Origin of the sequence: Vallitalea maricola, assembly GCF_036985595.1 — a bacterium.
Taxonomy (GTDB): domain Bacteria; phylum Bacillota; class Clostridia; order Lachnospirales; family Vallitaleaceae; genus Vallitalea; species Vallitalea maricola.
Window position 1 is genome coordinate 16273 of record NZ_BTPU01000001.1, and the last position, 18269, is coordinate 34541.

Below are 18269 nucleotides of genomic sequence, written 5' to 3' on the forward strand. Positions count from 1 at the left end.
TTTACTCCTCAATTGGTATTTTAATTGTTATAGTTGTATACTTAGAAAGTTCACTTTTTATACTTAATCCATAATCATCACCATAGATTAATTTCAGTCTTAGATTGACATTATAGTAACCAATTCCGTTAATTGAGCCTTTATTAGTCTCCTTTTTTCTACTTGTAAGTCTGTTAATATCATCTTCAGTCATACCAATACCATCATCTGTTACAGTAATGAACAAGCAATTGTCTTTTATGTGACTATCCAATGTGATGGTTCCAAATTTACCTTTGGGCTCAATACCGTGGAAAATTGCATTTTCTACTAAGGGTTGTAATGTCATTTTAACAATTTTTATATTATATAGGGATGGTTCTATCTTATTCACAAATTCAAAACTTTCCATATACCTTATAGATTGAATAGTTAAATAATCATCTAATAGCCGTAATTCTTCTTCTAAAGTAACTTTATCAGAAAAAGATTTGGCCATGTTTTTTAACAAGTTTGTAAGGGCATCAACAAGTCTACATATACCTGTATTTTTTTGTAAAGTAGCCATCCAATGAATGGAATTTAAGGTATTATATAAAAAATGTGGATTAACTTGAGACTGTAACATAGCAATTTCAAAGTTTTTCTTTTCATTTGTCATTTCAATAGACTGCTCTAATAATTTTTCCATATCACTAGCCATTTCGTTTATGACGTGACCAATTTCACCGATTTCACCATGAAGATTTTCGGTTTCATCATCATACGAAAAATCTTTTGAAGAAATTTTCTTTATTCGTATTTTAAGTAGTTTAATAGGTCGGGTAATTATATTCGATGCACCTATAAATATAAGCAAACCAGCCACGAGGGATATTCCTACAGTTATATAAAACACAGATAACATATTTTGGCTTTCTATATTGATATTAATAAGTTTTTCAACAGTATATATCTTCCAATTGTATTTATCTAGATTATAAGATTTAATTATGTAGTCACTATAACTATTGCTCTCATCTTTTATAATATTGTTATAATCTATGTTATAATGATTATTTGAATGAATAATGTTATTGTTTTGAGTCGTTACAAATAAAGTTGTATAGGATTTATAAGAGTCTAAAATATCATTAATAATTCCTAAATCTATTTCCATATAAAGCCAGCCATTGATATATTTATTACTTAAGCTATATATTGGTTTTAAAATGGGCATGCATAATTTGCCAGAAGATACAACAGGTTCTGAAATCATTTGATAAAGTTGTTTAGGGTTTTCACTTAGTATCTTAAAATTTTTACTAGTAGTAATATTAGCATAATCATTTAGATAACCACTTTCTTTACCCATAGATTCTATGAGCATACCAGCATCATTGAAAATTACGGCTTTTTTCACATATTGGTTAACAATAGATGAAACAATATAATTTGTCAATATATTTTGTACTTCAATACCGCTTGATTTTAAAAATGAATTATCTAAGTCTTCATAACCTATGATATTTTGAATGGATACATTGTTGACTATAAGCAGAGTTAAATCATTTAGATTTGAAAGCCTAATATCTATTTGTGAAGATAAATTACTAATATTCATATTATTTATAGTACTCACTTTACTAGAGAGTATTTTGTTAAAATATTGATATATAAATATGTTTGAAAGAGTACCTATCATAAGAAGACTAAGAGTTGAGTATAATACTATTTTGGATTTTATGCTTTTGGTATTTATGTTTAACATGATTATACATACGCCCTTTCAGTTGGTTAATTTGCATATAAAATTATACTATTTATATGTAAGCATTTCAACTATAATAATTTTTATCTAAAAATATTATTATAACTTAAAAATAGTATTAGCATTATTTCACAGTATTTAAAAATTTAATTATATCATCACGAAATTATCAGTTCACTAAGAAGATTTAATTTAGTATAGTTATATTACACAAATCAAGTGTGACTAAAAAGAAAAATGGAGGGTTTTAATATGACAAAAAAAATAACAATGATATTATTATCTATGATGTTAGTAGTGTCGCTATTTTCAGGTTGTTCATCAAAAGATAAAACGAAAGATAATGTTGATAATACAACAAAAAATGGTCAGACAGGAACAAACGATGAAAAAGAAAAAGCAGTAACACTAAAAGTTGCAGTTTGGGATAAGACCAAAACACAAACATTTGATGAACTTGCTGCAAAATTCACAGAAGAATATCCAAATATTAAAGTTGAATATATTGATATTTCTTCAACAGAATATACCAACAAGCTTTCGATAATGCTAAATGGTGGATCAGATTTAGATGTATTCTACATTAAAGATGCTGATACAACGTTATCCATGTACAAAAAAAGTCAACTTAACGACTTAACTTCATATATTAATGAAAGTAAAATTGATCTTTCAAAATATAATGGTCTAGCTGATAACTTCCAATTTGATGATGGTATTTATGGATTACCATTTAGAACAGATTACTATGTTCTTTACTATAATAAAGACGTGTTTGACGCAGCTAAAGAACCATACCCAACTAATGATATGACTTGGGACGAATATGCTGAAGTGGCTGCAAGAATTACATCTGGTGAAGGTGCTAATAAAATATATGGTGCTTTAACACATACTTGGAATGCTTGTGTACAAAACTGGGCAGTACAAGAAGGTAAGCATACAATAATTTCTGATGATTATTCATTTATGAAACCATACTATGAAAGAGCATTAAAAATGCAAAATGATGATAAATCAGCTATGGATTATGCAACTCTAAAAACATCTAATATTCATTATTCAGGTCCATTCCTTAATGGACAAGTGGGTATGATGCCAATGGGAACATGGTTTATGAATACAATTATTCTTAAAAAATCTCAAGGCGAAACAGATATTAATTGGGGTGTTGCTACAATTCCACATGATGAAAGTATAGAAGCAGGTTATACAGTAGGTGCTACAACTCCTATAGCTATGAATGCAGATAGTAAAAACAAAGATGAAGCTTGGAAATTTATGAAATTTGTTACCAATGAACAAGCGGCAGCTTATCTTTCAACAGCGGGTCTTCTACCTGGAATATTAACTGATGAAGCATTAGGAAATGTAGCTAATGCAGAAGGAATGCCAGAAGGTATGGCAGAAGCATTGGCAGTTAAAAACATTCAACTTGATAGACCAATTGCTGCTCATGTACTAGAAGTTAATAAAATTCTTGGTGAAGAACATGGACTTATTATGTTTGGAGAATCAACTATTGACGAAGGGCTTCAAAAAATGCAAGAACGTGTTGCAGAAATAATGAATGATTAATTAAAAATATGAAGTTTAATATATCTAAGAGAATTTGGATTCCTAATTCTCTTAGATAATAATCATTAGTAGAAAGGTATTTTTATTATTAAAGTACCTTTTTATAGAATAGGAAAGTTTTAAAAACCTTCCGGCCAAAGAAATATCCTATAAAAAGAAAGCGACGTAGTCGCTTTTCTTATAGGTTAGTATGACTTAAAGGAGGCAATGAAAGGCATGAAAGCAAAAAAAGGGTTAAGCTTAAACACTAAAAATACCCTTACGGGTTTATCTTTTATATTACCTAATTTTATTGGATTCTGTATATTTATCATGATTCCTGTAATTTTTTCTTTTGGATTAAGTTTCATGGAATGGGATGGTTATTCCCCAATGGTTTTTGTGGGACTTAAAAATTTTACAGACCTTGCAAGCGATTCAACTTTCAAAATAGCATTTTTAAATACAATTTATTTTGCAGTATTAACTGTTCCAACAACTGCAATAATCTCTCTTTTATTAGCTATTTTATTAAATAAAAAAATAAAAGGGTTAAATCTATTTCGTTCATCCATATTTTTCCCTTATGTAGCATCTATTGTTGCGGTTGCTGTTGTATGGAATATGTTATTCCAAAAAGATTTTGGACCTATTAACGAATTTCTTAGGTTTATAGGTATTTCTAACCCTCCAGGTTGGACAGCATCTCTAGATTGGGCCATGCCTGCTGTTATTATAGTAAGCATATGGAAAGGCATGGGTTATTACATGATTATTTATTTAGCAGCTTTACAAGGTATACCAAACTCATTGTACGAAGCTGCAAAAATTGATGGTGCTTCAAGCTGGCAGAGATTTAAATATGTAACACTTCCTATGCTAACACCAGCAACATTTTTCGTTATAATGATGTTAACAATCAACTGTTTCAAAGTATTTGACTTAGTCTATATCATGACTGAAGGTGGACCAGGAAGAAGTACCACCTTACTTGTAAATTATATTTATGATAAAGCCTTTTTAGCTTGGGATTATGGTTCAGCTAGTGCCATTTCAATTGTATTATTTATTATGGTAGCTACTATTACCATTATACAATTTAGGGCTGAAAAGAAATGGGTAAGTTATATGTAAGGAAAGGTGCTGACTATGAATAAAATGAATAAATTGACAAAAACTATTTTATATGTTGTAATTATTATCATATGTATATTAACACTGCTTCCTCTATTATGGATGTTATCAGCATCTCTAAAACTAGATAAGGATGTATTTAGTATACCTATTCAGTGGATTCCACGAAATCCACAATGGAAGAATTACATAACAATCTGGACTAAGATTCCTTTTGGACTATTTGTGTTTAATACAACAAAATTAACAGTAATAATAACATTAATTCAGTTATTTACCAGTTCTTTTGCTGCTTATGGTTTTTCAAAATGTGAGTTCAAAGGAAGAAATGTATTATTTTTATTTTATATAGCAACTATTGCTATTCCATGGCAAGTATATATGCTGCCACAATATACAATGATGAATAAATTGGGGCTTATTGATACCCATACAAGTATTATTTTACTACAATCCTTTACTGCCTTTGGTGTATTTTTAATACGTCAATTTTATCTAAGTATTCCAAATGAGCTTTTAGAAGCAGGGAGAATTGATGGAATGAGTGAATATGGGATTTATTTTAGAATTATATTACCTCTTTCAAAACCAGCCTTATCTACATTAACAATATTTAGTTTTGTAACTGTTTGGAATGACTTTATGGGTCCTATGATTTACTTTAATACTGAATCAAAGAAAACCATTCAATTAGGTATAAGAATGTTTATTTCTCAATATTCTGCGGACTATGGACTTATTATGGCAGCTTCTGTAGTATCACTAATACCTGTATTTATTATTTTTGTTGCATTCCAAAGATTTTTTGTAGAAGGTGTCGCAACATCAGGGTTAAAAGGATAGTCGAGAAAGGATATATACTATGAAAGATTTATTAAAATATGAAAAAGTTACAGATAGTGAAGTGAAAAAAGCTGTAGAAAATGCTGTCAACCAAGTAGAAAAATGTCTTCCGGACTTTACCTATAAGTTTCAGGTAGACTCTAGTATAAATAATTTCTATCAACCACAAGAAAATATAAGTTGGACATCAGGATTTTGGACTGGTGAAATCTGGCTTGCTTATGAACATACAAAAGATGAAAAATTTAAAAAAGCTGCTGAAATTCAAGTGGATAACTTTCTTCATCGAATTGAAGAGAAAATAGATGTTGATAACCATGACATGGGATTCTTGTACAGTCTTTCTTGTGTAGCAGCCTATAAACTTACTCAGAGTAAAAATGGTAAAAAAGCAGCACTTCTTGCAGCTGATAATTTGATTTCAAGATATCAGCCAGTGGGAGAGTTTATCCAAGCATGGGGAGAACTTGGTGCAGAAGATAATTATCGTTTAATTATTGATTGTCTTTTAAACTTGCCATTACTCTATTGGTCAACTGAAGTAACAGGGGATGAAAAATATGCGGATATTGCCAAAAAACATATTAAAACATCTCTTAAAAATATAATGCGTGATGATAAATCCACTTATCATACTTACTTTTTTAATACAAAGACAGGAGAACCTCTAAAAGGTGTTACAAGACAAGGAAATAGAGATGGCTCTGCTTGGTCAAGAGGTCAAGCGTGGGGTATATATGGTGTAGCACTTAGTTATAAATATACCAAGAACGCTGAGTATATCAAGATTTTTAAGGATATTACAGATTATTTCATTACCCATTTACCAAAAGATTTAGTTCCTTATTGGGATTTTGATTTTACTGATGGTAGTGATGAACCACGAGATAGTTCTGCGGCAGCAATTGCTGTATGCGGTATGCTTGAAATGTCTAAATACTTGGATGAATCTGAAAGAGATTATTATAGGGATGTTGCTTTAAAAATATTAAAATCTCTTATAGATAATTATAGTGTCCAAGATCCTAAGATATCAAATGGTCAGCTTTTACATGGTGTTTATGCTAGAAAATCACCTAATAATCCTTGTGAGAACGTTGGCGTGAATGAATGTAACACTTGGGGAGATTACTTTTATTTTGAAGCACTTACTAGACTTGTTAAAGATTGGGAACTTTATTGGTAAGCATATCAATCACTTATAAATCATCAATACTATTAAAATAAAAGAGGTATCAAAAAATGTTATCAAATAATATAAAAATTAACAGCTACCTAAATCTTACTAATATTGACTTTAAAAAAGTAGCTGAGTATTGCTTAGAAAACTACTCAGAAGAAGTAAAAGAAGTCATTGAAACAGCTAATAATATCTGCAATCAAAACTTTATATTTAATCTAAACTGGGATATGGAACAAACCCATGAAATCGTTCATTTTGAAGAAGAGATAGATTGGGAGTATTATCCAGAAAATGATCCAGAATGGACTTACGCACTCAATCGTCATCGATATTGGATTTGTTTAGGCCAAGCGTATCAGTTAACTGGGGATGAGAAATATGCTAAGACCTTTGTTTCTCAGCTAACTCATTGGATTGATAATGTAAAGCTTAATGATAATTCGGAAAATACAACATGGCGATCTATAGAAGCAGGACTTCGCTGTGAATATTGGTTAAAGGCCTTTAATTATTTTAGAGATAGTGAGTATATTACTCTTGATGTCATAACTAAATTTATAAGTAGTTTAAAAGAACATGGTGATTATTTAATATCAAAAGATGTACCATTTAGTAAAATAAGTAACTGGGGAGTACTGGAAAATCACGGACTCTTCGAAGTTGGTATTGCACTAGGCAATAAAAAATATGTTCAGACTGCAAAACAAAGATTAGAAGAAGAAATAGCTATTCAGATTATGGATGACGGTGTTCACTGGGAAAAGTCACCTATGTATCATAACGAGGTTTTACATTGTTTTTTAGATGTTATACATATAGGTAAAATAAATAATGTGCTTTTTTCAGATCGTTTTATTCAAAAAGTAAAACAAATGGCTTTGGTAAATGTCATATGGAAAAAACCTAATCATAAAGAATTGATGCAAGGTGACAGTGATGATTTTGACCTTAGAGATATTATTACATTAAGTAGTTATGTTTTTAATGATGGTCTTTTAAAATTCGCTGGTTATAAGAAACTTGACTTTAACAGTTTATGGGAATTAGGATATACGGCTATAGAAACATATGATAAAATAGAGGCTGTAGAACCAGATTTTGCATCCTATTCACTTGAAAGCAGTGGTAATTATTATCTTCGTTCAAATTGGAAAGAAGACGGAAACCTGTTGCATTTTTCTTGTGGCAGTGTTGGTGGCGGCCATGGACATTGTGAAAAGCTGCACATTGATTTAATGGCTAATGGAGAAGATATATTAGTTGACAGCGGACGCTATACCTATGTTAATAACCCTATTAGACATGAACTTAAGGGAGCTTTCGGACACAATACAATTATTGTTGATAATACGGATTTTATGAAAATGACGGATTCATGGGGATATAGCAAACTTGCCACATCAGTAAAACAACCAACCTATATCTCTGATAAGTATGATTTTATTCAAGGTGCCCATATGGGTTATCTCGATCAAGGTGTTTATGTAAATCGTAAAATAATTTTTATTAAACCAGATATATATATTGTTTCAGATGAATTGTATACAAGGGGAGAACACCAATACAATCAATATCTTCACTTTAATAATGATGGAAAAATTAAAGTGAATGAAGATAGTCGTTTGATTTCATATAATAGTGAGAAATCAAATGTTTTTATCCATTTTATTGATGATGTTAATATGGAAAAAATTAACACTAAAATATCTAGAGTTTATAATAAAATAGAACAGAATACAACTGTCAAAACTACTTTTTCAGATAACAAAAATTGTTACAGAACTTTTGTAGTTGACATAAATGATAAAACGATTCATTCAAAAGCGGTTATTTCGAAGGTTGCCGTTCATTCAGTTGGAAAAACAATAGGACATGATCCTGAAAGTATAGAAGCAATAAAAATAACTAAAAACAACAAAGAATATATTGTGTTTATAGCTCACGAAGAAACTTCTTCTGGTATTAATCTATTTCAAGTAGAAGACCATAGTTTTTTTGGAAGAGTAGTAGTAATAGATACAACTAATAATATGAGTACAAATACAATTCTAGAAAGATAATCTAGGATTAAACAAGTACAATTTGATATTAATAAAGAGAAATCATAAGCTCCCCGTAAGGTAGACAGTCAAAATAGTAAAAACTGTTTACTCTTCAGGGAGCACTTTATATTATGAATTATTTTTTGTATCTCGTGAAATTTTTCGATATTGGGAAGGACTTATTCCAACAAATTCTTTGAAAGCTTTACTAAAATATAATGAATTCTTGAATCCTACCATAATTCCGATATCACCAATATTAAGATTAGATTCAACAAGCATTTTCTTAGCATTTTCCATACGTATTTTTAATAAATATTTTTGCGGAGAATAACCAGATACTTTTTTGAACTTTCGTATAAAGTAGTAGGGAGATAGATTACACTTATTAGCCAGTTCTTCTATTGTATGTTGATGGTGGTAACTTTCATTTAGATAATTCATGATTTTATGTAATTCAGATTCACTGGCATGGGTATTGCCATGAGAATTCTTTTTGCATCTAGAGATAGTTGTTAACAATTCAACAAGGTATCCGCTACATATTATGATATATGATTTGCTTTTTATTTGAAGCTCTTTAATTATATTCGTAAATAGGTTATCAATAACAGGACAATCTTCAACATAATAGATTTTTTCGCAAATAAGATTTAGTTCTTGTAATACATCAATAACTCCATAGCCAGTAAAATTAACCCAAAAGACTTCATGATATATTTTATCCGAATAATATATTTCATGGGATATGTCAGGATCTATAATAATTACTTCGCCTTTATTGATTTTATATGGAGTACGATTGATATTACATGATAGAACACCTTTTTTAACATAGATTAGATAATAATCTTTTCTTCCGCTAAATCTTCTCTGCCAAAAACTAGTATTATAAAACTTGTCATTACCACAACTGTTGACAATGAAAAATTGATCATCAGATTTGTAACCTAAGGGTTCTTGATTATTCTCAGAATAACCAGAATTACTAACCATCTAATCAACTCCTCGAATAGATACTGATTCAAAATAAGGTACAACATGATTTTTAAAATTCATTAATGTTTCATGGCTATGAGCATGAAAACCTTGTTTTATTTGTTTATCACTTTCAACATACTGTTGAATAAAAAATCTTTTACTGCCATTCAGCCATTCACCAATATTAACTATATCATGGGTAGTATGGAATTCTTTTATAACGGTGGTTCGAAATTCATAATCTATACCACAATTTTTTATATAATCTACAGACTCTTCAATATCAGTAATGTTTATATTTCTATTAACGGTAAGAGCATATTTGTCCTTACTATTTTTTATATCCATGGCTATGTAATCTATTAAATTATTTTTGTAGGCTGATTTTATTACACTTGGATTGGTTCCATTGGTATCAAGCTTTATTTTTATTGGATATTCTTTTATCTTCTGTAGAAAACTGATTAAATCTGGTTGTAATGTTGGCTCTCCGCCACTTATGCATATGTAGTTAATTATACCACAACGTTTTTTGATATGAGCAAGTACGCTCTCCTCAGTAATATTATCCATGTCCTTATGAGCAGTGACTAAATCCCCATTATGACAATAGGGACAATTAAAATTACATCCACCAGTAAATATAGTGGATGCAATATGACCAGGATAATCTAATAGAGTTGTTTTTGTAAACCCTTTTATATTCATATATAAACTCCTAATCTTTAATTAAACTGCAGAGTCAATTACATCTTCTTTAGGTTCTTCATTTCCAGATTGACTTACTTCTAAAGATGTATATATGGAATCTAAACTTGTAAGTAATTTATTAAGTTCATTTTCATTAAAGGAGGCTTCAAATCTCTTAGTAAAATTTGCATATTCCTCTTCAAATTGATATATCTTTTCCTTTGAGTGTTCAATTTTTTCTTTAATGTGTTCAAGTTTGTGTTTTGCATCCTCTTCAATCTGTATTGCTTGATCTTTAGCTTGTTCCACTACATTTTTAGCAGAAACTTGTGCCTCAACTAGAGCTCTAGAAATAAATTCTTCCTTATCTTTGTAAGTTGCTAATTCTTTTTCTAATAGTTGTATGTATTCTTGTACTTCTTTAGGGTCGTAACCTTTTTTTACCATATTGAATGAAGTAGACATAATAACCTCCCTAGAATTAACCTTATTTTATGTTAAAATATTATATTAAAATGTTAGATTAAATCATTGTTTTAATCGCACTGTTATTTTATAATAATGGTAGCATTATCTAAGGGAAAATGCAAGAAAATGTTTCAATAAATCAGGGTAGACGAATTGTAGGTGAGCGTGTGCAAAATAGTAAAGACATAGAATATATGAATGAAGCACTTGAACAAGCTAAAAAAGCATTTGATATAGATGAAGTTCCAATAGGTGCTGTAATAGTTAAAAACGATGAAATAATAGCAAAAGCTTTTAATAGAAGAAATACAGATAAAAATACTCTGGCTCATGCAGAGATATTAGCTATAAATGAAGCTTCCAAAGTGGTAGGAGATTGGAGACTGGATGATTGCACAATGTATATAACATTGGAGCCATGTCCTATGTGTGCTGGAGCTATAGTACAAGCTAGAATACCTAGAGTTGTAATAGCAGCCTATAACAAAAAAGCTGGATGCGCAGGGTCCATAATAAACTTATTGGAAGAGGAAAGATTCAATCATCAAGCCAATGTAACTAGAGAAGTATTGGAAGAGGAAAGTAGTAAGTTATTAAAAGATTTTTTCAGGAAATTAAGAGAGAAGAACAAATAATTTTTTATATGACTTCTTAATACATCTAAAGGACAGACCCGAATTTATAATAATAGTAGAAAGAAGGAATTAGAAATGAGTATTAATATTATACCAAAACCTAATCATATTATTTTAAAAGAAGGGGTATTCAATCTTAATAAGTCTACTAAGTTAAGCTTTGAAGATGAGATCAAACCTGTTATAAGATTTCTAAAACAATATTTAAAAGAAGCTAGTAATCTGGAGTTAGAGGTTACAAATGAGTCAGTAGAGAATGATGTAATAAGATTAAGTCTTAATGATGCTCTAGTGAATCTAGGTAAGGAAGGATATAAGATTAGTATTACCGATAGTAGAATACAGATGGATGCTATGACCCTTCAGGGTATGTTTTATGGAATACAGACTCTCAGACAGATAATGAATGATAATCCCTATGAATTACCTTGCGTAGAGATTGAAGATATACCAAGGTATGAATATAGGGGTTACATGCTTGACGTGTGCAGACACTTTTTTGATAAAAAAATTGTTAAGAGAATGATTGATCTAGCAGCTCTCCATAAACTGAATATTTTCCATTGGCATTTGACAGAAGATCAAGGTTTCAGGATGGAGATAAAAAAATATGCGAAATTAACGGAAATTGGTTCTAAGAGAAAAGAGACTATAATAGGTGGGAAGTCTGATAACACGCCTCATGGGGGTTATTATACAGCCAGTGATATAAAAGAAATTGTAGATTATGCAAATGAAAGATATATAACTATTATTCCAGAATTTGATATGCCAGGTCATTTTTTGGCAGTTTTAGCATCATATCCTGAATTAAGTTGCAGCGGCAAACAATTGGATGTAGGTACTAAATTTGGTATTATAAAAGATATTGCCTGTGCGGGTAAGGAAAGTACTTATGAATTCATATTTGATGTCCTAGGAGAAATAATCGAATTATTCCCAGGAGAACTAATACATATTGGCGGAGATGAGGTTCCAAAGGAACAATGGATAGAATGTCCTCACTGTCAAAACAAAATAAAAGAAGAAAACCTTAAGAATGAGGAAGAACTTCAAGGTTATTTTACTAATAGGATAGCTAAGTTTTTGAAGGAGAGAAATAAAAGAGCTATAACATGGAACGATTCCCTAAAATCAGGTAATCTGGATGAATCTGTAGTTGTACAACATTGGTTGGATGGAAATAATCATAAAAATACTGTAAAAGCTATTAATGAAAACAGAAAAGTTATTATGTCTGATGTTCATCATGTTTATCTTGATTATCCATATGGTCTTACTCCTTTAAAGAAAACCTATGAGTATAAACCTGTTTCTGAGGGTATACAAAAGGATAAAGAACAAAATATATTAGGAGTAGAAGCACCTCTATGGACAGAATATGTCAAAGATCTTGATAAAATCGATTATTTGACATTTCCAAGATTGTCAGCTTTATCCGAAATAGGATGGACTAATGAAAACTTAAAAGATTATGATGATTTTACTATTAGATTAAAATCACTTAATAAGTTATTAGATAAATTAGGGATTAATTATGCAACTAAATCTCAAGCAGATGTCAAGGGTTTAAAAGCCAAGATAGAAGTATATAAGCATGTTAAACAAGTTGATAATCTATTAAGTGTGATACGTCAACTTTTTATTAATAACAAGTAATAGACCAAACATAAGATTAAAATTTGATGAATTATATAATATTCCAGTTGACATATGAGCAAAAAACATATATACTATTCGATACAATATAAAGTATAATATCAACTTATTAGCTTATACTTATATTATAAAAGTGAATTATCATATTAGGGTCTTATATGATTTTAATATGAATAATATAAAGTTTCCGTGCAGCCGGGGAGTTAGCGGTGCCCTATACCTGCAATCCGCTATAGCAGGGGTGTTGCCAATCGGAGGCATTTATTTTGTAAGGCTGCCCTTTAAAAGTGGCGATGATGATTGGGTCTTACGCAACAGGAATCTATGAACCGTGTCAGGTCTGGAAGGAAGCAGCACTAAGTAGAACCTCCTGTGTGCCGTAAGGTTGCCTGATTTGAGCTAACTATAGAGGTAACGCTTATGAATATTTGTCGATGTGCGGTGCACGGTTTAATTATGTAATTTATGAGGCTGACTAGTAATTATTAGTAGCCTTTTTTTGAATTGGTTCTATAAAATTTTGTGCAAGTAAGTCAGAAAAAGTGTTTTGTTCTGACGTGGTATTTGTTTAACAAGCGTGTTTTTTGTGATATAATTTAATATAAGTGTGTAGGTTAGAAAAAGTTTGATGAGAAATAATCTCTTAGATGTATAGAAGGAAGTGTAAGTATGTCATATACAGCTCTTTATAGGAAATGGCGTCCAAAAGGTTTTGAGGGCGTGATGGGACAAGAACATATAGTTAAGACATTGAGCAATCAGATAATGGCGAATAGAATAGCACATGCCTATTTATTTTGCGGTACAAGGGGTACTGGTAAGACTTCTACTGCTAAAATATTCGCAAAGGCTGTCAATTGTGAGACACCTGTAGAGGGAAGCCCTTGCAATGAATGTTCAGTTTGTAGAACCATAAATGAGAATCGTAGTATGAATATTATTGAAATAGATGCGGCTTCTAATAATGGTGTAGATAATATTAGAGAGATCAGAGAAGAAGTCAAATACACACCTACAGAAGGTAAATACAAAGTATATATCATTGACGAGGTCCATATGCTTTCAACAGGTGCCTTCAATGCACTTTTAAAGACACTGGAAGAACCTCCAGAGCATGTTATATTCATACTTGCAACGACAGAACCTCACAAGATACCTGCAACAATTTTATCAAGGTGTCAAAGATATGATTTCAAGAGAATATCCATACAGACAATATCAGATACACTTACTTTTTATATGAATGAGGAACATATTGATATAGAGGAAAAAGCAATTAGATATATAGCAAAAGTAGCAGATGGTTCTATGCGTGATGCACTGAGTATACTGGATCAATGTATAGCTTTTTATCTAGGGCAGGAAATAACCATAGAAAAAGTATTAGAAGTTCTTGGTGCAGTTGATACAAGTATTTTTATTAATATGATAGATGCGGTAAAAACAAAAGATGCCAAAAAATGTATGGAACTGACTGAAGCAGTAATAATGCAAGGAAGAGATATTAATCAGTTCATAATGGATTTGATAAATCACTTGAGAAACATATTAGTCCTGAAATCAGTAAAAGACGGTATGCAGATATTGGATATGTCTAAGGAGAATATAGATGAAATTAAGGTTCAGGCAGATAGAATTACAGAGGATGAATTAATATACTATATAAAAGTATTCTCTGAACTAGAAGTGAAAATTAAATATTCATCTAGAAAAAGAATTCTATTGGAAGTTGAACTTATGAAGTTATGTCAACCTTCCATGGATAATTCTGCAATGGGCTTATTAGAACGTATCAAGGATTTAGAAGAAAAATTGGAAAAAGGTGTACAGATTGTACAGACACAAAGTACAGTAACTGCCAGGGAGCCAGAGGAAAAAAAGGTGCCTAAGATAAAACCTTTATCCAAGGCTGTTCCAGAAGATATTAAGAAGGCAATTAAGAATTGGGATAAATTCGTGGGACATTTTAGTGGCATTGGAAAAGCACTAATTCGTGATGCAAAACCTACATATATGGATGATGGATTATTATATATTGTTTGTAAAGATGATGTAGGTAAGAAGTACTTATCCCAAGATGAGATTATGAGTAAAATAAATGATGAGTTGCAGGCTATAGGTAATAAGCAATTCGATCTTAAGATAATTGACGCAGATGAATACAAGATGTTAAGTGGTGGTGCTTCCACTGTGAAAGAGGATAAGGTAGAAAACAATTATGGGGAAATTGCAGCAAAGGTTAATTTGGATGTTGAGATTGTTTAAAAACAATAAGTAAAATGGACATAATATATAGGGCTACCTCACCTGAGATTTCAACAGTGAGCTAGCCTTTTTTAAAGGAGTGATATGTGATGGAACTAAAACATATAATTGAGTCTATTGATAAGTTGGATAAAAAAGCTCTCAAGGAAGCTCAAATAAGGGTGAACAATCTGGCAAAACCTTTGGGGAGTTTAGGAAAACTTGAAGATATAGCTATACAAATAGCAGGTATCACAGGGGAAATTAATAATGTAATTAAAAAGAAATGTACCATTGTTATGTCAGCAGATAATGGTATTGTTGAAGAAGGCGTAAGTTCAACCCCTCAAAATGTGACGGCTATGCAAACCATAAACATGCTAGACGGATTAACCGGAATTAGTGTGTTGAGTAAACAATCTGGTGCAGAAATTAGAGTCATTGACATAGGAATAAAAGCAGATCTAGAACATCCGAGACTCATCCATAAAAAAGTAATGTATGGGACACATAATTTTGCAAAAGGTCCTGCAATGAGTAGAGAACAAGTGATTGAGGCTATAAGTATTGGTATAGAAACAGTCAAGCAATTATTAGACCAAGGTTATAACCTCTTAGGTACGGGTGAAATGGGTATAGGCAATACCAGTACAAGCAGTGCTGTTCTCATGTCACTTACAGGGTGCAATGAGGACATAGCTGTTGGTAAGGGCGGGGGATTAACAGATGAGGCTTTGGAGAATAAAAAAACAGTGATTCGAAAAGCCATTGACTATCATAAGCCTAATCCAAATGACCCTATAGATGTATTAACAAAAGTTGGCGGTTTGGATATAGCTGGTCTTGTAGGCTGTTATATTGGAGCGGCATATTACCGTTTACCAATAGTCATAGATGGGTTTATATCGGCGGCGGCAGCATTACTTGCCTATAAATTGAATCCAGTGGTGAAAGAATATATGATACCTTCCCATTATTCAATGGAACCTGGATATAAATCTATGATGGATACTATGGGATTAGAACCATGTTTACATATGAATATGCGATTAGGAGAGGGAACAGGTTGTCCTTTAATGTTTAATATAATTGAATCAGCCCTTGCTATGATGAATAATATGATTACCTTTGAATCAGCCGAGATAGATACGGATTACTTGGTGGATATACGTACATAAGCATTAGTCAACGAAGTTAAATTCGATATATATAACTCATTTTTAGCAATTTTTATGGTTTGTGTTTAGTTTTTTGTGATATAATTTAATAGATGATTATTATTGAATTGAATTTTATATAAGATATAATTCCCAGCTGTAGATGGAGTGTTGTATATATTGTCTATGTTGAGGATGTTAATAAAAAGTACTTGTCATAAGAGGCTTTTATTAGTAAAATATACATTGTGTTAGAAATTGTTAATGAGAACTATGAAGAAATTACGTCAAAAGATAACTTTGATGTTAAGATTCTATAAATCAAAATAAGAAATTATCAATTATTATTGAATTATAAATTTAAGGAGGATTTTTCACTATGGCAAAAAGAGGCGGTTTTGGAGGCGGAATGCCTAATAATATGAACAATTTAATGAAACAAGCACAAAAGATGCAAAAGAAAATGCAGGAAATGCAAGAAGACCTGGATAATCAAGTGTTTGAGGCTTCAGCAGGTGGTGGAGCAGTAAAAGTAACAGTAACTGGTAAAAAAGAAGTTACAAAAGTAAGCATTAACCCTGAAGTAGTAGATGAAGATGATGTAGAAATGTTAGAAGATCTAATTCTTGCTGCTGTTAACGAAGCTATGCGTACAGCTGATGAGAAGGTTAATCAGCAAATGTCAAAAGTTACTGGTGGATTAAACATGCCAGGTTTATTCTAGAAGGATGATATAATGGACTATTTTGGAAATCAAATAGGAAAGTTAATAGAAGAACTATCAAGATTACCTGGTATTGGAAGTAAGACAGCTCAGAGATTAGCTTTTCATATAATAAATATGCCAGCAGAACAAGCAGAAAGATTATCAAGTGCAATAGTTGATGCTAAGAAACATGTTAAGTACTGCAGTAAGTGTTGTACAATTACAGATGCAGAGTTATGTCCTATTTGTAGCAGTCCAAAAAGAGATTTAGATACTATAATGGTAGTAGAAGATTCTAGGGATATGGCTGCCTATGAAAGAACAAAACAATACAAAGGAGTATATCATATACTTCATGGAGCAATTTCTCCTATGATTGGAATAGGACCATCGGACCTCAAGATCAAAGAACTGTTGACGAGACTGTCTTCTGATACTGTTAAAGAAGTTATACTTGCTACCAACTCAACAGTTGAAGGAGAAGCTACTGCAATGTATCTAAGCAAATTAATAAAACCCTTACAGATAAAGGTATCTAGAATCGCTAATGGTGTTCCTATTGGCGGAGACTTGGAATATGTTGATGAAGTAACTTTGTCAAGGGCATTAGAAGGAAGAATAGAGTTATAATAATATATTTATATATGAAAATCATAGTTAAAAATAGTTTTAATTATGATTTTTGTTTTTGTTAATACCAAAGTACTACTTTCTATTTTCCTTGAAATCTTATATGATGAAGTTAGTTATTAATACGAAAATAGTGTATAATAGTAACATAACTTAGTATAGATAGAATTAAAAGGGATGATAAATAATGAAAACAGACAATAGAATATCCGACGCCGAATGGGAAGTAATGGAGATAGTATGGGATAATAAGAAGATAAGAGCATATGACATCATTAAAAAGTTAGAACTGAAAACTTCTTGGAGTGATAAGACAGTAAGGACTCTAATAAGAAGATTAGTGGATAAAAATGTTTTAGGCGTTGAAAAGGAAAAATTCAATATGTACTATCCTCTATTATCAAAAGAGGAATGTGTCAAAGAAGCAACTAATAAATTTATCAATAAAGTATACAAAGGTTCAATAGGACTTTTAGTATCTAATTTCGTTAAGAATAATAAGCTGACACAGAAGGATATAGATGTATTGAAAGATCTACTCAATGAGGATGAAAATAAAAAATAAAACCCTATTTATGAGTTTTATTTTGCTTAATGACATTATTTGAATA

Annotated in this window: 16 protein-coding genes and 1 other RNA gene; 13 read left to right on the forward strand and 4 right to left on the reverse strand. The window is 31.0% G+C overall.

The window, feature by feature from the left end; translation table 11 throughout:
- Window position 1 precedes the first annotated feature (1 nt).
- The gene (locus AACQ14_RS00060) at window positions 2-1582 is read right to left on the reverse strand and encodes a sensor histidine kinase (protein ID WP_339361520.1); all 1581 of its coding nucleotides are present in this window, start codon (window positions 1580-1582) and stop codon (window positions 2-4) included.
- Window positions 1583-1981: 399 nt separating this feature from the next.
- On the opposite strand from AACQ14_RS00060, the gene AACQ14_RS00065 reads away from it, so the two are divergent.
- The 5 genes from AACQ14_RS00065 (at window position 1982) to AACQ14_RS00085 (ending at window position 8506) form a co-directional block, all read left to right on the forward strand.
- Complete coding sequence (locus AACQ14_RS00065; RefSeq protein WP_339361521.1) at window positions 1982-3307, forward strand: ABC transporter substrate-binding protein; 1326 nt, start codon at window positions 1982-1984, stop codon at window positions 3305-3307.
- 216 nt (window positions 3308-3523) lie between these two features.
- Window positions 3524-4420, forward strand: a complete 897-nt coding sequence (locus AACQ14_RS00070; protein ID WP_339361522.1) for a carbohydrate ABC transporter permease — start codon at window positions 3524-3526, stop codon at window positions 4418-4420.
- Between the two features lie 15 nt (window positions 4421-4435).
- The gene (locus AACQ14_RS00075) at window positions 4436-5263 is read left to right on the forward strand and encodes a carbohydrate ABC transporter permease (protein ID WP_339361523.1); all 828 of its coding nucleotides are present in this window, start codon (window positions 4436-4438) and stop codon (window positions 5261-5263) included.
- A 19-nt stretch (window positions 5264-5282) separates the two neighbouring features.
- Window positions 5283-6449: a glycoside hydrolase family 88 protein gene (locus tag AACQ14_RS00080; protein WP_339361524.1), complete on the forward strand. Its 1167-nt coding sequence runs from the start codon at window positions 5283-5285 to the stop codon at window positions 6447-6449.
- 56 nt (window positions 6450-6505) lie between these two features.
- Window positions 6506-8506: an alginate lyase family protein gene (locus AACQ14_RS00085; protein WP_339361525.1), complete on the forward strand. Its 2001-nt coding sequence runs from the start codon at window positions 6506-6508 to the stop codon at window positions 8504-8506.
- Between the two features lie 111 nt (window positions 8507-8617).
- Here the strand turns inward: AACQ14_RS00085 and AACQ14_RS00090 are convergent, their stop codons facing one another.
- The 3 genes from AACQ14_RS00090 to AACQ14_RS00100 are packed head-to-tail and all read right to left on the reverse strand — an operon-like array spanning window position 8618 to window position 10624.
- Complete coding sequence (locus tag AACQ14_RS00090; protein ID WP_339361526.1) at window positions 8618-9484, reverse strand: AraC family transcriptional regulator; 867 nt, start codon at window positions 9482-9484, stop codon at window positions 8618-8620.
- On the reverse strand, window positions 9485-10177 hold the full coding sequence (locus AACQ14_RS00095) for an anaerobic ribonucleoside-triphosphate reductase activating protein (protein WP_339361527.1): 693 nt from the start codon (window positions 10175-10177) through the stop codon (window positions 9485-9487).
- Between the two features lie 21 nt (window positions 10178-10198).
- Window positions 10199-10624, reverse strand: a complete 426-nt coding sequence (locus tag AACQ14_RS00100; protein WP_339361528.1) for a DivIVA domain-containing protein — start codon at window positions 10622-10624, stop codon at window positions 10199-10201.
- A gap of 119 nt (window positions 10625-10743) precedes the next feature.
- Between AACQ14_RS00100 and tadA the strand changes: the two genes are divergently transcribed.
- From tadA to AACQ14_RS00140, 8 genes are all read left to right on the forward strand, one after another.
- Window positions 10744-11262, forward strand: a complete 519-nt coding sequence (tadA, locus tag AACQ14_RS00105) for a tRNA adenosine(34) deaminase TadA (RefSeq protein WP_339361529.1) — start codon at window positions 10744-10746, stop codon at window positions 11260-11262.
- Window positions 11263-11337: 75 nt separating this feature from the next.
- A complete protein-coding gene (locus AACQ14_RS00110; protein ID WP_339361530.1) occupies window positions 11338-12921 on the forward strand; it encodes a beta-N-acetylhexosaminidase in 1584 nt (527 codons plus the stop codon).
- Window positions 12922-13108: 187 nt separating this feature from the next.
- Window positions 13109-13370, forward strand: an RNA gene (gene ffs / locus AACQ14_RS00115) — signal recognition particle sRNA large type.
- Between the two features lie 220 nt (window positions 13371-13590).
- On the forward strand, window positions 13591-15186 hold the full coding sequence (gene dnaX / locus AACQ14_RS00120) for a DNA polymerase III subunit gamma/tau (RefSeq protein ID WP_339361531.1): 1596 nt from the start codon (window positions 13591-13593) through the stop codon (window positions 15184-15186).
- 89 nt (window positions 15187-15275) lie between these two features.
- Entirely contained in the window at window positions 15276-16343 is a 1068-nt protein-coding gene (gene cobT / locus AACQ14_RS00125; RefSeq protein WP_339361532.1) for a nicotinate-nucleotide--dimethylbenzimidazole phosphoribosyltransferase, read from the forward strand.
- Between the two features lie 358 nt (window positions 16344-16701).
- Window positions 16702-17046 (forward strand): YbaB/EbfC family nucleoid-associated protein, encoded by a 345-nt coding sequence (locus AACQ14_RS00130; protein WP_339361533.1) that lies wholly within the window; start codon window positions 16702-16704, stop codon window positions 17044-17046.
- A 12-nt stretch (window positions 17047-17058) separates the two neighbouring features.
- Complete coding sequence (recR, locus tag AACQ14_RS00135) at window positions 17059-17658, forward strand: recombination mediator RecR (RefSeq protein ID WP_113672806.1); 600 nt, start codon at window positions 17059-17061, stop codon at window positions 17656-17658.
- Between the two features lie 187 nt (window positions 17659-17845).
- Window positions 17846-18223: a BlaI/MecI/CopY family transcriptional regulator gene (locus tag AACQ14_RS00140; RefSeq protein ID WP_339361534.1), complete on the forward strand. Its 378-nt coding sequence runs from the start codon at window positions 17846-17848 to the stop codon at window positions 18221-18223.
- Window positions 18224-18269 lie beyond the last annotated feature (46 nt).